Below are 16,149 nucleotides of genomic sequence, written 5' to 3'. Positions count from 1 at the left end.
TCCATGGCGAGCCGCGATCCACGATGGGTGTTCAAGGACCGCCCGTCCGTCGGGCTGATCGCCGGGCTCGTCGTGACCGGGCTGTGCGCGCTGGCGTCGTTCTCCTTCGACCTGGTGGACGGCGACCCGGTGCGCTTCGTGATCGCGCTCGCGCTGGCCCTGGCGCCCGTCCCGGTGCTGCTGGCGGCGGTGCTCGGGCTGGACCGCATGGAGCCCGAGCCGCGCAGCGACCTCGCCTTCGCCTTCGGCTGGGGCGCGGGCGTGGCCGTGCTGGTGGCCGGCGTGGTCAACTCGCTCAACCTGATCTACCTCGGCCAGGCGGCCATGCTCGGGCAGACGGACGCCCGCAACCTCGCCGCGACGTTCGGCGCCCCGGTCGTCGAGGAGACCATGAAGGGGCTGGTCCTGCTGGGCCTGCTCCGCTTCAGGCGGGCGGAGCTCGACGGGCCCACCGACGGGATCATCTACGCGAGCATGGTCGGCCTCGGCTTCGCGATGAGCGAGAACGTCAGCTACTACGTGGCCGCCCTCGACGAGATGGGCGCGCGGGGCCTGGCGGTGACCGTGGTGCTGCGCGGCGTGCTCTCGCCGTTCGCGCACCCGCTGTTCACCTCGATGATCGGCGTCGCGGTGGCCTACGCGGCCCAGCGCAACCGCCCCGGGCAGGTCGGGATCATCGCCGCGGGCTGGGCCGGCGCGATGCTGCTGCACGGCATCTGGAACGGCCTGGCCTCCTACGCCGGGTTCGGCGGGCTGGCCGTCGCCTACCTGCTGCTGATGATCGTGCTGTTCGTGCTCATCGGCGTGGTGGTGCGCGACCGCCGGCGCATCGTCGGGCTGATCCAGAGCTACCTGCCCGCCTACCACGCGACCGGGCTGGTCACCCCGGAGGACGTCGCCATGCTCTCCTCGCTGCCCGGCCGCCGCCAGGCCCGGCACTGGGCCAGGGGCAACGGCGGGCGCGCCGGGCTGCGGGCGATGATCGACTACCAGCTCGCCGCCACCGAGCTCGGCCTGCTCCACGAGCGGGCCGCCCACCGGACGATCGGCGAGCAGACCTTCGACGAGGAGCAGCACGCGCTGCTGCAGTGCATGGCCGAGGCCCGGCGCCAGCTGCCGCTCCCGCCGCGGCCGTCCGCCCCGGCGGAGGGGTGGGCCGCCGGCCCGCCGCCCTGGAACCCGCCCGGCGGGCCCGCCTGGTAGGCGGCCGGGCAGCCTTCCCCGCCGGGCCCTCCAGGACCGTGTCCTCCGGGACCGCGCCTTCCGGGATCCGCCGGGCGGGCGGGGCCGGATCCCGGTCTCAGCCCTCCGGGCGGAGCGCCGCCTCCAGCAGGCCGGCCTCGCGGGGGCCGGGGAAGACCGGCTCGGAGTCGAGGACCACCGCGTCCAGGAACGCCTTGGCCGCCGCGCCGAACTCGCGGACCGCGTAGGCGTAGGTGGTCCCGGCCCACCTGCGGCTGGAGTCGTCGCCGACGCCGGAGGCCTCCAGGCCCGCCGTACGGCACAGCGCCACGGCCCGGGGCAGGTGGAAGACCTGGGTGACCACGGTCAGCCGGGTGGCGCCGAACACGTCCCGGGCGCGCACGCAGGAGTCCCAGGTGTCGAAGCCCGCGTAGTCGAGGACCAGGACCCGGCCGGGCACGCCGCGCGCGATCAGGTAGTCGCGCATCACGCTCGGCTCGTCGTAGCCGGTCCGGCCGTTGTCGCCGGAGAGCAGCAGCGCGCGCACCCGGCCCGCCCGGTACAGCTCGGCGGCGATGTCCAGCCGCCTGGCCAGCATGGGGGAGGGGCGGCCGCCGTGCACGGCCGCGCCGAGGACCAGCGCCACCGGCGCCCGCGGCACCCCGGCCGTCCAGCCGGGGGACGAGTCGGCGACCACCCGGTGCCCGGAGCTGACCAGGTGGGCCCAGGTGAGCGGGGCCAGCGCCAGCAGGCTCAGCGCCACCGCCGCCCGGTAGCAGCGGCGCAGCGCCGTACGGGACGGCCTGCGCGGCGCCGGGCGGCGGGACGCGGGGGTCACGCAGGAACCGCGTCGGGCTCGGCCGCCTCGGCCTCCGGCGCGTCCGCCGGGCCCCGGGAGCGCAGCGTGAAGACCGCCCGCAGCGTGCAGATCCACACCAGGGTGGCGCCGAGCACGTGCAGGCCGACCAGGAAGGCGGGCACGGCCAGGAAGTACTGGACGTAGCCGACGACCCCCTGGACCAGCTCCACGGCCAGCAGCGTCAGCGCCGCCCGCCGGGCGGCCGCCGGCGCGCCGGTCACGTGCAGCGCGAACACCAGCGCGAACGTCAGCCCCACCACGGCGTAGGCGGCGTCGGCGTGGATCCTGGCCACGGTCTCGATGTCGAACGGGAAGCGCGAGGCGATCTCGTCGCCGGAGTGCGGGCCGGTCCCGGTCACCACCATGCCCGCCAGGATCAGCACGAGCACCGCGCCGACCAGCACGTGCCCGAGCACGCGGATGCGCGGGTGGACCAGGGGCCGCGGCGGCGCGTCGCCCTCGCCGGCGCGGGCGTACAGCGCGCAGGCGGCGGCGGTCATGCCGACGGAGAACAGGAAGTGCACGTTCACGGTGACCGGGTTGAGCGCGCTGTGCACCACCACGCCGCCCCAGAAGGCCTGCACGGCCACGCCGAACGGCTGGATCCACGCCAGGCGGACCAGGTCGCGCCGGCGCTGCGGGAGCCGGAGCGCGGCCAGCACGCAGGCGACGGCCACGACCAGCACCAGGAAGGTCAGCAGCCGGTTGCCGAACTCGATCGCCGTGTTGAGCGGGGAGATCCCGTCGTGGGCGGCGGGGACGAAGCTGTCTGGGGTGCACTGCGGCCAGGTGGGGCAGCCCAGCCCGGAGCCGGTCACCCGCACCACCGCGCCCGTCACCGTGATGCCCGCGTTGACGACCACCGCGGCCAGGGCCCACCGGCGCATCGAGACGGCGGTGGGGGACCACGCGGACCACGCGGAGCGCGGCGGGCCCGCGGGGGGACGGGACTGCTCAGGGAGCTGGTTCACGGCTCACATCGTAGGCGGCGGGTGCGGTGGTCCCGCCGCGGGCCCGCACGTCCCGGGGCGGGCCGGGCGGAAGGACCCGTCCGCGCGGGCGGGCCGGGCGCAGGGGCGGGCGGGGGGACGGCGGGGCGGCCGGGGCGCGGTCAGCCCGCGTCGCGGGTCGCGCCGACGCTGGCGACGACCACGCAGCCGATGGCGGCCCACTCGCGCGCGTGCAGGACCTCGCCCAGGACCAGCAGGCCGATGAGGGCGGCCGCGGCCGGCTCCAGGCTCATCAGGATGCCGAAGACCCGCTTCGGCATCCGGCGCAGCGCCTCCAGCTCCAGCGTGTAGGGGATCACCGACGACAGCAGCCCGACGCCCAGCCCGATCAGCAGCAGCTCCGGCCGGAGCAGGTCGGCGCCGCCCGTGGCGACGCCGACGGGGGCGGCCAGCAGGCAGGCGACGAGCATCGCGAACGACACCCCGCCGGTGCCGGGGAAGCGCCGGCCGACCGCGGCCGACAGCAGGATGTAGGCGGCCCAGCAGGCCCCGGCGACCAGGGCGAAGCCGATGCCCACCCAGTCCAGGCGGGAGGCCTCCCCCCAGGGCGCCAGGAGCGCGATGCCGGAGGCGGCCAGCACCACCCAGAGCAGGTCGAGACGGCGCCGGGAGGCGGCCACCGCCACGCCGAGCGGGCCCAGGAACTCGATCGCCACCGCGATCCCCATGGGCAGCCGGGCCAGCGCCTCGTAGAACGACATGTTCATCAGGCCCAGCGCCGCGCCGAACGCCACCCCGACCCCCAGGTCGGCCCTCCTCAGCCCGCGCAGGCGGGGGCGGGCGACCAGGCTCAGCACCAGCGCGCCCATGCCGATCCGCAGGAGCACCACCGCGCTCGGCGGCAGGTGCGCGAAGAGCTCCTTGGCGAAACCCGCGCCGGTCTGCACCGACAGGATCGCCAGCAGCACCAGGCCGGAGGGCGGGATCGCGTCGGAGGCGGTCCGCAGCAGGGCTCCGGGGCCGCGCCGCCCCGGCCCGGCGGCTCCCGGCAGGGCGTCGGCGGTCACAGGCCCCCCCTTTTTTCAGGTGCTATCCAGACTCACGCACCTTACTTGAGGGGGCGGGTCATTCCCAGCGGAATGTCCGCGATGCGAGACCCAGCGAGACCGCCGCCCAGACCGCCAGGACGGCCGCGGAGGCGACCGGGAAGGCCGCGCCGTCGGCCAGGACCGAGCGGAGCCCGCCGGTCAGCGCCGAGATGGGCAGCAGCTCCAGCGCCGGCTCCACCCGGTCGGGGAAGACCGACAGCGGGAAGACGACCCCGCCGCAGCCGAGCAGGACGAGGTAGACCAGGTTGGCCCCGGCGAGCGTGGCCTCGGCGCGCAGGGTGCCGGCCATCAGCAGGCCGAGCCCGCTGAAGGCGGCGGTGCCCAGCACGACCAGCGCCAGGGCGGACAGCGGGGAGCCGGAGGGCCGCCAGCCCAGGGCGAGCGCCACCCCGGAGACGACCGCGACCTGCACCGCCTCGACCGCGACCACCGCCAGCGTCTTGGCCAGCAGCAGCCCGCTCCGGGAGAGCGGGGTCGCGCCCAGCCGCTTCAGCACGCCGTAGCGGCGCTCGAAGCCGGTCGCGATGGCCTGCCCGGTGAAGGCCGTGGACATCACGGCCAGCGCGAGGACGCCGGGGGTGGTGAAGTCGACCCGGGAGCCGCCGCCGACGTCCACCAGGGGCGCGGCGGAGAACCCGACGAGCAGCAGCACGGGGATGATCAGCGTCAGCAGCAGCTGCTCGCCGTTGCGGAGCGTCGCGCGGATCTCCGCGCCGGCCTGCGCCAGCACCATCGCCGGCAGCGGCGCGGCGCCCCCGCGGGGGGCCAGGTCGGCGCCCGCGGGCTTCGCGGGGGTGGCGGAGGTCGTCATCGCAGCTCCCGGCCGGTCAGTTCGAGGAAGACGTCTTCCAGGGTGCGGCGCTCGATGCTGAGGTCGTCGGCGGTGACGCCCTCGGTCGCGCACCAGGCCGTCACGGTCGCCAGCAGCTCGGGGCCGACCTGCCCCTCGATGATGTAGTGCCCCGCGGGGGACTCCTTGGCCGCGCTGCCCGCCGGCAGCGCGGTGAGCAGCTCGTCGAGGGCGAGCCCCGGCCGGGCGCGGAAGCGCAGCTGCCGCTCGGCGCCGGTGAGCGCGGCGGGCGTGCCCTGGGCCACCACCCGGCCGCGGTCGATGACCACCACGTGGTCGGAGAGCTTCTCGGCCTCGTCCATGTGGTGGGTGGTCAGCACCACCGACACCCCGGCGGCCCGCAGGTCGCCCACCAGCTCCCAGCAGGCGTGGCGGGCCTGGGGGTCCAGCCCGGCGGTCGGCTCGTCGAGGAAGACCAGCTCGGGGCGGCCGACCACCGCCGCGGCCAGCGAGACGCGCTGCTGCTGGCCGCCGGACAGCCTCCGGTACGGCGTGCGGGCGTGCTCGGTCAGCCCGAGCCGGTCCAGCAGCGCCGCGGGGTCGAGCGGGTCGGAGTAGAAGCGGGACACCAGCCGCAGCCACTCGCCGCAGCGCATGGCCGGCGGCACGCCCCCGGACTGGAGCATCACGCCCACCCGCGCCCGCAGCTCCGGCCGGGCCGGGTCGAGCCCGAGCACGTTCACGGTGCCGCCGTCCGCGCGCCGGAAGCCCTCGCAGATCTCGACCGTGGAGGTCTTGCCCGCGCCGTTGGGGCCGAGGACGGAGGTGACCGCCCCGCGGGCGGCGCTGAAGGTGAGGCCGTCGATCGCGGTCGTTCGGCCGTATCTCTTGACCAGATCGATGATCTCGACGGCTGGGGAGTCCATGGCCACGAGTCTAGGGACTCGCCGGCGCGGTCCCGTTCGCGGCCGTCCGCCCGCCGGCGCCCGTGTCCGGGGCGGGGCCCGGGGCGGGAGTCCGCCCGCCGGCGCCCGTGTCCGGGGCGGGGCCCGGGGCGGGAGTCCGCCGCGCCGCGCGGGGGGCGGGGCCGGATCCAGGGCGCGGGCGGTGCGCGGCCCCGCGGCGGGCCGCGGGGCCGCGGCCGTGCGGGTGCGGAAAGTGAGATTCCGGTATCGGGAATATCGGATGACCGGATCCTGTTCCGATGCTCGGCCCGCAGCGGGCCCACCGTGGTCCGTGAGGGATGGGAGAACCGCCGATGACCGCCGGCGCCGTACGACAGGACGCCACGCACGCACCGGGGGGACGGCGCAGGAGGCTCCTGCTGCTCGTCCTGGGCTCGCTCTCGGCGATCGGCCCTCTCTCCATCGACATGTACCTGCCCGCGTTCCCCGCGATCGCCGGCGAGCTGGACGCCGGCCAGGCGCAGGTCCAGCTGACCCTCACCGCCTGCCTCGTCGGCGTCGCCGTCGGACAGGTCGTCGCCGGCCCGCTCAGCGACGTGCGGGGGCGCCGCCTCCCGCTGCTGGCCGGGATCGGCGCCTACGCTGCGGCCTCGCTGCTGTGCGCGTTCTCCCCGTCGGCGCAGGCACTGATCGGATTCCGGCTGCTCCAGGGGATCGCGGGCGGGGCCGCGCTGGTGATCGTGCGCGCGGTCGTGCGCGACCTGTACGAGGGCGCCGCCATCGCGCGCATCTTCGCCACCCTCATGCTCGTCAGCGGACTGGCCCCGATGCTGGCCCCGATCCTCGGCGCGCAGGTGCTCGCCCACACCTCCTGGCGGGGGATCTTCGCCGTGCTGAGCGCCATGGGCCTGGCGCTGCTGGCCGCCGCGGCCGGCGGGGTGCGCGAGACGCTCCCCGCCGGGCGGCGGGAGGAGGGCGGGCTCCGGCACACCCTGGCGGCCTTCGGGCGCCTGCTGCGCGACCGCTCCTTCATGGCGGCCGCGCTCGCCTCCGGCCTGGGCTTCGCCGGCCTGTTCGCCTACATCTCCGGCTCGCCGTTCGTGATCCAGGAGGTGTACGGCGCCTCGGCGCAGACCTACTCCCTGGTGTTCGCGCTCAACGCCCTCGGCCTGACCGCCGCCGCGCAGGTCGGCGGGCGGATCGCCGGGAGCAGGCTGAGCCCCGAGGGGATGATCATGGCGGGGCTGCTCCTCTGCCTGGCCGGGGCGGGTGCGCTGGTCACCGTGGCGCTGGCGGGCCTGCCGTTCGAGGCGCTGGTCGCGGCGCTGTTCGTGACGGCCTGCGGCACGGGCCTGGTGGTGCCGGGCGGCGGCGCGCTCGCGCTGGCCGGGCAGTCCCCGCAGGTCGCCGGGAGCGCTTCGGCGCTGGTGGGCGTCGTGCAGTTCGCCCTCGGCGGGCTCGCCGCCCCGCTGGTCGGGCTGGGTGACGGGGACTCGGCCCGGCCGATGGCCTACGTCCTGGCGGGCTTCGCCGTCGCGGCGCTGGCGGTCTTCGCGGGCCTGCGGCGCGGGAGGTCCGGCGTTTCCGCAGGTTAGGTAAGCCTTTCCTGGGTGACGCATTGCATCCCGGGAGGCGTCCCTCCGGTTTGGCAGCCGGGAAGCAATTACGCCACACTGATGTTGTGAAATACGTGCCCCGGATGAAGGACACCCAGGGAGCCGCCGTCGCGCGGCCCTCCGCCGTGTCCGCGGAGACCGGCACGCGCGCGCGCGTCGCCCGGCTCATCCTGGAGCACGGACCCGTCACCGCCGCCGCCCTCGGAGAACGGCTCGGGCTCACCCCCGCCGCCGTCCGCCGCCACCTGGACGCGCTGCTCGCCGAGGGGATGATCGAGCCCCGTACGGCGCGCCCGCGCGGCCAGCGGGGAAGAGGACGGCCGGCGAAACTGTTCGCCATCACCGACGCCGGACGCAGCGCCTTCGAGCACGCCTACGACGGGCTGGCGGGGAGCGCGCTGCGCTTCCTCGCCGACCGGCTGGGCGAGGAGGCGGTGACCGAGTTCGCGCGTTCGCAGGTGTCCGGCCTGATCGGCCGCCTGCGGGGGGAGATGCAGGACGTGCCCGCCTCCGAGCGGGTCCGCGTCCTGGCCGAGGCGCTCTCGGCCGACGGCTACGCCGCCTCGGCCAGCAGGGCCGCCCTCGGCGGCGAGCAGCTGTGCCAGCACCACTGCCCGGTGGCGCACGTGGCCGCGGAGTTCCCGCAGCTGTGCGAGGCCGAGACGGAGGCGTTCGCGCAGATCCTCGGCACTCCCGTGCAGCGGCTCGCGACCATCGCCCACGGCGACGGGGTCTGCACCACCCACGTGAGCCCGCCCCGTCCACAAACGATCGACGAATCGAGCAAGGAGACCGGAAGGTGACTGTCACCGACCGCCCGGAGCTGGAAGGCCTCGGGAATTACAAGTTCGGCTGGGCCGACTCCGATACGGCTGGCGCCGCGGCTCGCAGGGGTCTGTCCGAGGAGGTCGTCCGTAACATCTCCGCGCTCAAGAACGAGCCGGAGTGGATGCTGGACCTCCGTCTGAAGGGCCTGCGCCTGTTCGACAAGAAGCCGCTGCCGACGTGGGGCTCGGACCTGTCCGGCATCGACTTCGACAACATCAAGTACTTCGTGCGCTCCACCGAGAAGCAGGCCGCCTCCTGGGACGAGCTGCCCGAGGACATCAAGAACACCTACGACAAGCTCGGCATCCCCGAGGCGGAGAAGCAGCGCCTCATCGCCGGCGTCGCCGCGCAGTACGAGTCCGAGGTCGTCTACCACAAGATCCGTGAGGACCTCGAGGAGAAGGGTGTCATCTTCGTCGACACCGACACCGGCCTGCGCGAGCACGAGGAGCTCTTCAAGGAGTACTTCGGCACCGTCATCCCGGTCGGCGACAACAAGTTCGCCGCGCTGAACACCGCCGTCTGGTCGGGCGGCTCGTTCATCTACGTGCCGAAGGGCGTGCACGTCGAGATCCCGCTCCAGGCCTACTTCCGGATCAACACCGAGAACATGGGCCAGTTCGAGCGGACCCTGATCATCGTCGACGAGGACGCCTACGTCCACTACGTCGAGGGCTGCACCGCCCCGATCTACTCCTCCGACTCGCTGCACAGCGCGGTCGTGGAGATCATCGTGAAGAAGGGCGCCCGCTGCCGCTACACGACCATCCAGAACTGGTCGAACAACGTCTACAACCTGGTCACCAAGCGCGCCGTGGCCTACGAGGGCGCGACCATGGAGTGGATCGACGGCAACATCGGCTCCAAGGTCACGATGAAGTACCCGGCCGTCTACCTCATGGGCCCGCACGCCAAGGGCGAGACCCTGAGCGTCGCCTTCGCCGGTGAGGGCCAGCACCAGGACGCCGGCGCCAAGATGGTGCACCTGGCTCCGCACACCTCCTCCACCGTCATCTCCAAGTCCGTGGCCCGCGGCGGCGGCCGCACCTCCTACCGCGGCCTGGTCCAGATCGAGGAGGGCGCGCACGGCAGCGCCAGCACGGTCAAGTGCGACGCGCTCCTGGTCGACCAGATCAGCCGCTCCGACACCTACCCCTACGTCGACGTCCGCGAGGACGACGTGGCGATGGGGCACGAGGCCACGGTCTCCAAGGTCTCCGAGGACCAGCTGTTCTACCTGATGAGCCGCGGCCTGGACGAGGACGAGGCGATGGCGATGATCGTGCGCGGCTTCGTCGAGCCGATCGCGCGCGAGCTGCCGATGGAGTACGCGCTGGAGCTGAACCGCCTGATCGAGCTGCAGATGGAAGGGGCCGTCGGCTGATGGGTCTCGAAACGAAGCCCCTGTCGGGCCTGCACGCGAAGTCGTCCTACGACCCGGCCGACTTCGAGGTCCCGACCGGCCGCGAGGAGGAGTGGCGCTTCACCCCGCTCTCGCGCCTGAAGGGCCTGCACGACGGCACGGCCGCCGTCTCCGGCAACGTGCTGGTGACCGTGGACGCCGCCCCCGAGGCCACGGTGGAGACCGCCGGCCGCGGCGACGCCCGGATCGGGACGGCCTACGTGCCCGAGGACCGGGTCAGCGCGCAGGCCTACGCCTCCTTCGAGAAGGCGACCGTGGTCACCTTCCCGCGCGAGGCGGTCGCCTCCAAGCCGACCGTGATCACCTTCACCGGCTCGGGCGAGGGCGCGGCCTACGGCCACACCGTCGTGGTGCTGGAGCCGATGGCCGAGGCCGTCGTCGTGCTGGAGCACACCGGCAGCGCGGTCTACGCCGACAACGTCGAGTTCGTCGTCGGCGACGGCGCCACGCTGAAGGTCGTCAGCCTGCAGGACTGGGCCGACGACGCGGTGCACGTCTCGCACCACCACGCGCAGCTGGGCAAGGACGCGACCTTCCGCAGCTTCGTCGTCACCCTCGGCGGCGACCTGGTGCGGCTGGCGCCCTCGGTCTCCTACACCGCCCCCGGCGGCGACGCCGACCTGACCGGCCTGTACTTCGTGGACGCCGGCCAGCACATCGAGCACCGCCTGCTGGTGGACCACTCCCAGCCCAACTGCAAGAGCAACGTGGTCTACAAGGGCGCGCTGCAGGGCGAGGACGCGCACGCCGTCTGGATCGGCGACGTGATCATCCGGGTCGAGGCCGAGGGCACCGACACCTACGAGCTCAACCGCAACCTGCTGCTGACCGACGGCGCCCGCGCCGACTCGGTGCCGAACCTGGAGATCCTCACCGGCGAGGTCGCCGGCGCGGGCCACGCCAGCGCCTCCGGCCGCCTGGACGACGAGCACATCTTCTACCTGCAGGCCCGCGGCATCCCGTTCGACGAGGCCCGCCGCCTGGTCATCCGCGGCTTCTTCGGGCAGCTGCTGGAGAAGATCGAGCTGCCCGAGCTCCGCGAGCGGGTCGTCGCCAAGGTCGAGGCGGAGCTGGAGCGGTGACGTTCGAGAAGGTCTGCGCGCTCGCCGACATCCCCGACGGGGGAGTGATCGGCGTCGAGGTCGGCGACACCCCCGTGGCGCTGGTCCGCCAGGGCGACGAGGTGCACGCCCTGCACGACGTGTGCTCCCACGCCGAGGTCAGGCTCAGCGAGGGCGAGGTCTACGACGGCAGCCTGGAGTGCTGGCTGCACGGCTCGTGCTTCGACCTGCGCTCCGGCAAGCCCACCGGCCCGCCCGCCACCAAGCCCGTTCCCGTCTACCGAGTGAAGATCGACGGCGATGACGTCCTCGTCTCGCTCTCGAAGGAGTCATAGTGTCTGATTCGAGCCGAGTCCGCTCGGGGTCCACTCTCGAGATCCGCGACCTGCAGGTCGCCGTCGAGGACAAGCAGATCCTGCGCGGTGTGAACCTGACCGTGAACGCCGGTGAGACCCACGCCATCATGGGCCCCAACGGCTCCGGCAAGTCCACCCTCGCCTACGCGATCGCCGGCCACCCGAAGTACACGATCACCGGCGGCCAGGTCCTGCTGGACGGCGTCGACCTGCTGGAGCTGGGCGTCGACGAGCGCGCCCGGGCCGGCCTGTTCCTCGCCATGCAGTACCCGGTCGAGGTCCCCGGCGTCTCGGTCTCCAACTTCCTGCGCTCGGCGGTCACCGCGGTGCGCGGCGAGGCCCCCAAGCTCCGCGAGTTCGCCAAGGACCTGAAGGCCGGCATGGACGCCCTGTCCATCGACCCCGCCTTCGCCCAGCGCAACCTCAACGAGGGCTTCTCCGGCGGTGAGAAGAAGCGCCACGAGATCCTCCAGCTGGAGCTGCTCAAGCCGAAGATCGCCGTCCTCGACGAGACCGACTCCGGACTGGACGTCGACGCGCTGCGCGTCGTGTCCGAGGGCATCAACCGCTTCCGCGCCTCCGGTGAGACCGGCGTGCTCCTGATCACCCACTACACCCGCATCCTGCGCTACGTGAAGCCGGACTTCGTCCACGTCTTCGCCGCCGGCCGGGTCGTCGAGGAGGGCGGTCCCGAGCTCGCCGAGAAGCTCGAGGCCGAGGGCTACGAGCAGTACACCAAGGCGAGCGCCTGACACGGGTGCGGGCCCGGCGGGCCCGCACCGCCATCCCCCGCCAGAGCGAACCAGGAGTGATGAGGGCTTGATGGACACCGCGTTCGACGTGGAGAGGATCAGGAAGGACTTCCCGGTCCTCTCCCGCGAGCTGCCCGGCGGCAGGCCTCTGGTCTACCTCGACTCGGGCAACTCCTCGCAGAAGCCCACCCAGGTGATCGAGGCCGTGCGCGAGCACATGGCGATGCACTACGGCAACGTCGGCCGCGCGATGCACGTGCTGGGGTCGGAGTCCACCGAGGCCTTCGAGAACGCCCGCGACAAGGTCGCCGCCTTCGTCGGCGCGCCGAGCCGCGACGAGATCGTCTTCACCAAGAACGCCTCCGAGGCGCTCAACCTGGTCGCCTACGCCTTCGGCAACCGGGCCGGCTCCGACCCGCGCTTCGCGATGGGCCCCGGAGACGAGATCGTCATCTCCGAGATGGAGCACCACTCCAACATCGTCCCCTGGCAGCTGCTCGCGCAGCGGACCGGCGCCACGCTGAAGTGGTTCTCCGTCACCGACGACGGCCGGCTGGACCTGTCGGACCTGGAGGAACTGGTCACCGAGCGGACGAAGATCGTCTCGATCGCGCACCAGTCGAACGTGCTCGGCACGGTCAACCCGGTGGACCGGGTCCTGGCCCGGGTCCGCCAGGTCGGCGCGCTGATGATGCTGGACGCCTCGCAGTCGGTCCCGCACAAGCCGGTCGACGTGGCCGCGCTCGGCGTGGACTTCCTGGCGTTCACCGGGCACAAGGCCGCCGGTCCCTCCGGGATCGGCGTGCTGTGGGCCCGGGCCGAGCTGCTGGAGGCGATGCCCCCGTTCCTGGGCGGCGGCGAGATGATCGAGGCGGTCTGGATGGACCGCGCGACCTACGCGCCCGCGCCGCACAAGTTCGAGGCGGGCACCCCGCCGATCGTCGAGGCCGTCGGCCTGGGCGCGGCGCTGGACTACCTGTCCTCCGTCGGCCTGGAGGCGATCGCCCGCCACGAGCGCGAGCTGACGGCGTACGCGCTGCAGGCGCTGCGCGAGGTCCCCGGCCTGAAGGTGATCGGCCCCGAGGACCTGGTGGACCGGGGCGGCATCGTCTCCTTCACCGTCGCAGGCATCCACCCGCACGACATCGGGCAGATCCTGGACGACGAGTTCGGGGTGGCGGTGCGCGTGGGGCACCACTGCGCCCGCCCGCTCCACCTGAGGTTCGGGATTCCCGCCACCACGCGGGCGTCCTTCTACCTGTACAACACGACGGCCGAGATCGACGCCCTGGTCCGCGGCCTCCACCACGTGCAGAAGGTGTTCGCCTAGCCATGCCGGAGCGGTCGGACCGGCGGGCGGGCGCCCTGCCGCGCGCAGCGAACGAGAAGGTGAACGCGACTCCATGATCGCCGAGTCCATGTACCAGGAGCTGATCCTGGAGCACTACAAGCATCCGCAGGGGCGCGGCCTGCGTGAGCCCTTCGACGCCGAGGTCCACCACGTCAACCCGACCTGCGGTGACGAGATCACCATGCGGGTGAAGCTGGGCGACGGCGGCAAGGTCGAGGACGTCTCCTACGACGGGCAGGGCTGCTCGATCAGCCAGGCCGCCGCCTCCGTCCTGCACGAGCTGGCCACCGGCTCGACCGTCCAGGAGACGCTGGAGGTGGTCGACGAGTTCACCCGCCTCATGCAGGGCAGGGGCCAGGCGGAGGCGGACGAGGAGGTGCTGGGCGACGCGGTGGCGTTCGCCGGCGTCGCCAAGTTCCCGGCCCGGGTCAAGTGCGCGCTGCTGGCCTGGATGGCCTACAAGGACGCGGTCGCGAGGAGCGCGTGACGATGAGTGAGCCGATCACGAACACGGAGTCCGTCTCGCCCGGGCGCCGTGAGGAGGAGGTCCGATGAGCAAGCCCGTGGAGACGCCCACCGGGGCGTACGACGGGGAGACGACGCTCGAGGAGGTCATGGAGGCCCTCAAGGACGTCGTGGACCCCGAGCTCGGGATCAACGTCGTGGACCTGGGCCTGGTCTACGGGATCAACCTCGACCCCGCGGGGGAGGGGAAGGCGCCGGTGGCCACCATCGACATGACGCTGACCAGCGCGGCCTGCCCGCTGACCGACGTCATCGAGGAGCAGGCGCACTCGGCGCTCGACGGCATGGTCTCCGACGTGAAGATCAACTGGGTCTGGCTCCCGCCGTGGGGCCCGGACAAGATCACCGATGAGGGGCGCGACCAGCTCCGCATGCTCGGGTTCAACGTCTGACCCGCCCCCTCCCCGGATACGGCCCGCGGCGCACGAGTTGCGGGCCGTACCGGAATGTGTGAGAGAATGCGCCGTGCCGGGAAGAAACACCCGGCACGGAGCGTTGCTCCACTGTCGGACAAGCGCCCGCTCCCGAAGCGGCGCCCCGACCGCCCCGGCACTGCGAACGCCGGGAATGCTTGATCGTGGTTTGACTGCGTGCGGGTAAGATGGACCCGCCCCGTGCGGTGCGCCTCGACTTGCACCGCACCACCGCCCCTCGACGTGGGCGTCGATCGAGCGCGGCCCGACCGGCCGCGCGCTCCAGGCTCGTCCTTTCGCAGAAGTGACGTGCCGCGTTCTTCTACCGAAAGGCACGACTCTTCGTGACCATGCTTGACGCTGCCCTGCCCGAGAACCTCGATCTCCCCGAGGCCGCTCCCGGCGTTTCCGAGTTCGCCCTCCTCGGCCTGCCCAGGCCGCTGGTGACGGCGCTCGCCCGCCAGGGCATCGAGGCACCCTTCCCCATCCAGCGGGCCACCATCCCGGACATCCTCTCCGGCATCGACGTGCTCGGCCGCGGCCAGACCGGCTCCGGCAAGACGCTGGCCTTCGGCCTGCCCACGATGGCCCGCGTCGCCGGCGCCAAGGCGGCCCCCGGCCGCCCGCGCGCCGTCGTCCTGGTGCCCACCCGCGAGCTGGCCATGCAGGTGACCGACGCGCTCGAGCCCCTCGGCCGCGGCCTGTCCCTGCGCATGAAGACCGTCGTCGGCGGCATGTCCATGGGCCGCCAGATCGAGGCGCTCCGCCGCGGTGTGGAGATCCTGGTGGCCACCCCCGGCCGCCTCACCGACCTCATCCAGCAGGGCGAGTGCTCGCTGGCGGACGTCCAGGTGACCGTGCTGGACGAGGCCGACCACATGTGCGACCTCGGGTTCTTCCCGGTGGTCAGCGCGCTGCTGGCGCAGACCCCGGCCGGCAGCCAGCGCCTGCTGTTCTCCGCCACCCTCGACGGCGACGTGGACAAGCTCGTCAAGCGCTTCCTGACGGACCCGGTGACCCACTCCCTGGCCCCGGCCACCTCCCCGGTGGACACCATGGAGCACCACCTCCTGGAGGTCCACCGCGACGACAAGTTCCCGGTGACCGCGGAGATCGCCAACCGCGACGGCCGGACGATCATCTTCGTCCGGACCCAGCACGGCGTGGACCGGCTGTGCAAGCAGCTCGCCCAGGTCGGCGTCAAGGCAGGCGGCCTGCACGGCGGCAAGCGCCAGAACCAGCGCACCCGCATCCTCGCCGAGTTCAAGGAGGGCGCGGTCAACGTCCTGGTCTGCACCGACGTCGCGGCCCGGGGCATCCACGTCGACGGCATCAGCCTCGTGCTCCACGTCGACCCGCCGCAGGACCACAAGAGCTACCTGCACCGCGGCGGCCGTACGGCCCGCGCGGGGGAGAAGGGCACCGTGCTGACGCTGGTGCTGCCCAACGAGCGCCGGTCCACCGACGCGATGGCCCGCCGCGCCGGCATCAAGCCGTTCCGGCTCAAGGCCATCCCGGGCCACCCGCGCCTGGAGGAGGTCGCTGGCGCCCGGCGGCCGAGCGGCGAGCCCATCCCGGTCTGGGAGCCCGCGGCCCCCGCCGCCAAGCAGCGCCGGCGCCGCGAGGACGGCCGCGGCCGCGGTCCGCGCCGGTTCCGCGACCGGCACGACGGCGAGGGGCGCCCGTCCGGTGAGGGCGGCCGGGGCGGCGAGCGCCGCTTCGAGAGCCGCTCCGACCGCTCCGGCGGGTACCGCGCCGAGCGCCCGGCGGGCGAGCACGAATCCTTCCGGGGCGACCGCCACCACGGCGGGTACCGTGCCGAGCGGCGGGAGCCGTTCCGGAGCGGCGAGCGTCCCGGCGGCTACCGGGGCGACTCCCACCGCGATGACTCCTACCGGGGTGAGCGTCCCGGCGGCTACCGCGGCGACTCCCACCGGGGTGAGCGCTCCGGCGGTCACCGCGGCGAGCCGTTCCGCGAGGGGCGCCCGTCCGGTGAGGGCGGCCGGGGCGGCGAGCGCCGCTTCGAGAG

General features: G+C 73.4%; 16 protein-coding genes. 11 read left to right on the top strand and 5 right to left on the bottom strand.

Features of this window, described 5'->3' with window-relative positions; genetic code table 11:
• Positions 1-3 precede the first annotated feature (3 nt).
• Positions 4-1,203 carry a PrsW family intramembrane metalloprotease gene (locus tag ABD823_RS24205; RefSeq protein WP_344863333.1) on the top strand — a complete coding sequence of 400 codons (1,200 nt, stop codon included), beginning with the start codon at positions 4-6 and terminating at the stop codon, positions 1,201-1,203.
• A gap of 97 nt (positions 1,204-1,300) precedes the next feature.
• On the opposite strand, the gene ABD823_RS24200 is transcribed toward ABD823_RS24205, so the two are convergent.
• The 5 genes from ABD823_RS24200 to ABD823_RS24180 form a co-directional block, all read right to left on the bottom strand.
• The gene (locus tag ABD823_RS24200; protein ID WP_344863331.1) at positions 1,301-2,020 is read right to left on the bottom strand and encodes a SanA/YdcF family protein; all 720 of its coding nucleotides are present in this window, start codon (positions 2,018-2,020) and stop codon (positions 1,301-1,303) included.
• Entirely contained in the window at positions 2,017-3,012 is a 996-nt protein-coding gene (locus ABD823_RS24195) for a COX15/CtaA family protein (protein WP_344863329.1), read from the bottom strand. Before ABD823_RS24195 ends, ABD823_RS24200 begins: the two co-directional genes overlap by 4 nt.
• A gap of 140 nt (positions 3,013-3,152) precedes the next feature.
• On the bottom strand, positions 3,153-4,058 hold the full coding sequence (locus ABD823_RS24190; RefSeq protein WP_344863327.1) for an EamA family transporter: 906 nt from the start codon (positions 4,056-4,058) through the stop codon (positions 3,153-3,155).
• Positions 4,059-4,116: 58 nt separating this feature from the next.
• Positions 4,117-4,911: an ABC transporter permease gene (locus ABD823_RS24185; RefSeq protein ID WP_344863325.1), complete on the bottom strand. Its 795-nt coding sequence runs from the start codon at positions 4,909-4,911 to the stop codon at positions 4,117-4,119.
• Positions 4,908-5,816, bottom strand: a complete 909-nt coding sequence (locus tag ABD823_RS24180) for an ABC transporter ATP-binding protein (protein ID WP_344863323.1) — start codon at positions 5,814-5,816, stop codon at positions 4,908-4,910. Before ABD823_RS24180 ends, ABD823_RS24185 begins: the two co-directional genes overlap by 4 nt.
• Positions 5,817-6,148: 332 nt before the next feature.
• On the opposite strand from ABD823_RS24180, the gene ABD823_RS24175 reads away from it, so the two are divergent.
• From ABD823_RS24175 to ABD823_RS24130, 10 genes are all read left to right on the top strand, one after another.
• Positions 6,149-7,390 carry a multidrug effflux MFS transporter gene (locus ABD823_RS24175; protein WP_344863321.1) on the top strand — a complete coding sequence of 414 codons (1,242 nt, stop codon included), beginning with the start codon at positions 6,149-6,151 and terminating at the stop codon, positions 7,388-7,390.
• Between the two features lie 104 nt (positions 7,391-7,494).
• Positions 7,495-8,214, top strand: coding sequence for a helix-turn-helix transcriptional regulator (locus ABD823_RS24170; protein ID WP_344863319.1), 720 nt, complete (start codon positions 7,495-7,497; stop codon positions 8,212-8,214).
• Positions 8,211-9,623: a Fe-S cluster assembly protein SufB gene (sufB, locus tag ABD823_RS24165; RefSeq protein ID WP_344863317.1), complete on the top strand. Its 1,413-nt coding sequence runs from the start codon at positions 8,211-8,213 to the stop codon at positions 9,621-9,623. The genes ABD823_RS24170 and sufB overlap by 4 nt, the downstream gene beginning before the upstream one ends.
• Positions 9,623-10,744: a Fe-S cluster assembly protein SufD gene (gene sufD, locus ABD823_RS24160; protein WP_344863315.1), complete on the top strand. Its 1,122-nt coding sequence runs from the start codon at positions 9,623-9,625 to the stop codon at positions 10,742-10,744. Before sufB ends, sufD begins: the two co-directional genes overlap by 1 nt.
• On the top strand, positions 10,741-11,058 hold the full coding sequence (locus ABD823_RS24155) for a Rieske (2Fe-2S) protein (protein ID WP_344863312.1): 318 nt from the start codon (positions 10,741-10,743) through the stop codon (positions 11,056-11,058). The genes sufD and ABD823_RS24155 overlap by 4 nt, the downstream gene beginning before the upstream one ends.
• A 41-nt stretch (positions 11,059-11,099) precedes the next feature.
• Positions 11,100-11,831 carry a Fe-S cluster assembly ATPase SufC gene (sufC, locus tag ABD823_RS24150; protein WP_344863363.1) on the top strand — a complete coding sequence of 244 codons (732 nt, stop codon included), beginning with the start codon at positions 11,100-11,102 and terminating at the stop codon, positions 11,829-11,831.
• Between the two features lie 70 nt (positions 11,832-11,901).
• Positions 11,902-13,161, top strand: coding sequence for a cysteine desulfurase (locus ABD823_RS24145; RefSeq protein WP_344863310.1), 1,260 nt, complete (start codon positions 11,902-11,904; stop codon positions 13,159-13,161).
• A 73-nt stretch (positions 13,162-13,234) separates the two neighbouring features.
• Positions 13,235-13,669, top strand: coding sequence for a Fe-S cluster assembly sulfur transfer protein SufU (sufU, locus tag ABD823_RS24140; protein ID WP_344863308.1), 435 nt, complete (start codon positions 13,235-13,237; stop codon positions 13,667-13,669).
• A 64-nt stretch (positions 13,670-13,733) separates the two neighbouring features.
• Positions 13,734-14,099 carry a metal-sulfur cluster assembly factor gene (locus ABD823_RS24135; protein ID WP_344863306.1) on the top strand — a complete coding sequence of 122 codons (366 nt, stop codon included), beginning with the start codon at positions 13,734-13,736 and terminating at the stop codon, positions 14,097-14,099.
• Positions 14,100-14,470: 371 nt separating this feature from the next.
• A partial coding sequence (locus ABD823_RS24130) for a DEAD/DEAH box helicase (protein WP_344863304.1) occupies positions 14,471-16,149 on the top strand: 1,679 nt, incomplete at its 3' end.

This window comes from Planomonospora alba, assembly GCF_039534085.1.
Lineage (GTDB): Bacteria > Actinomycetota > Actinomycetes > Streptosporangiales > Streptosporangiaceae > Planomonospora_B > Planomonospora_B alba.
This window is presented reverse-complemented; position numbering and strand designations above follow the sequence as displayed.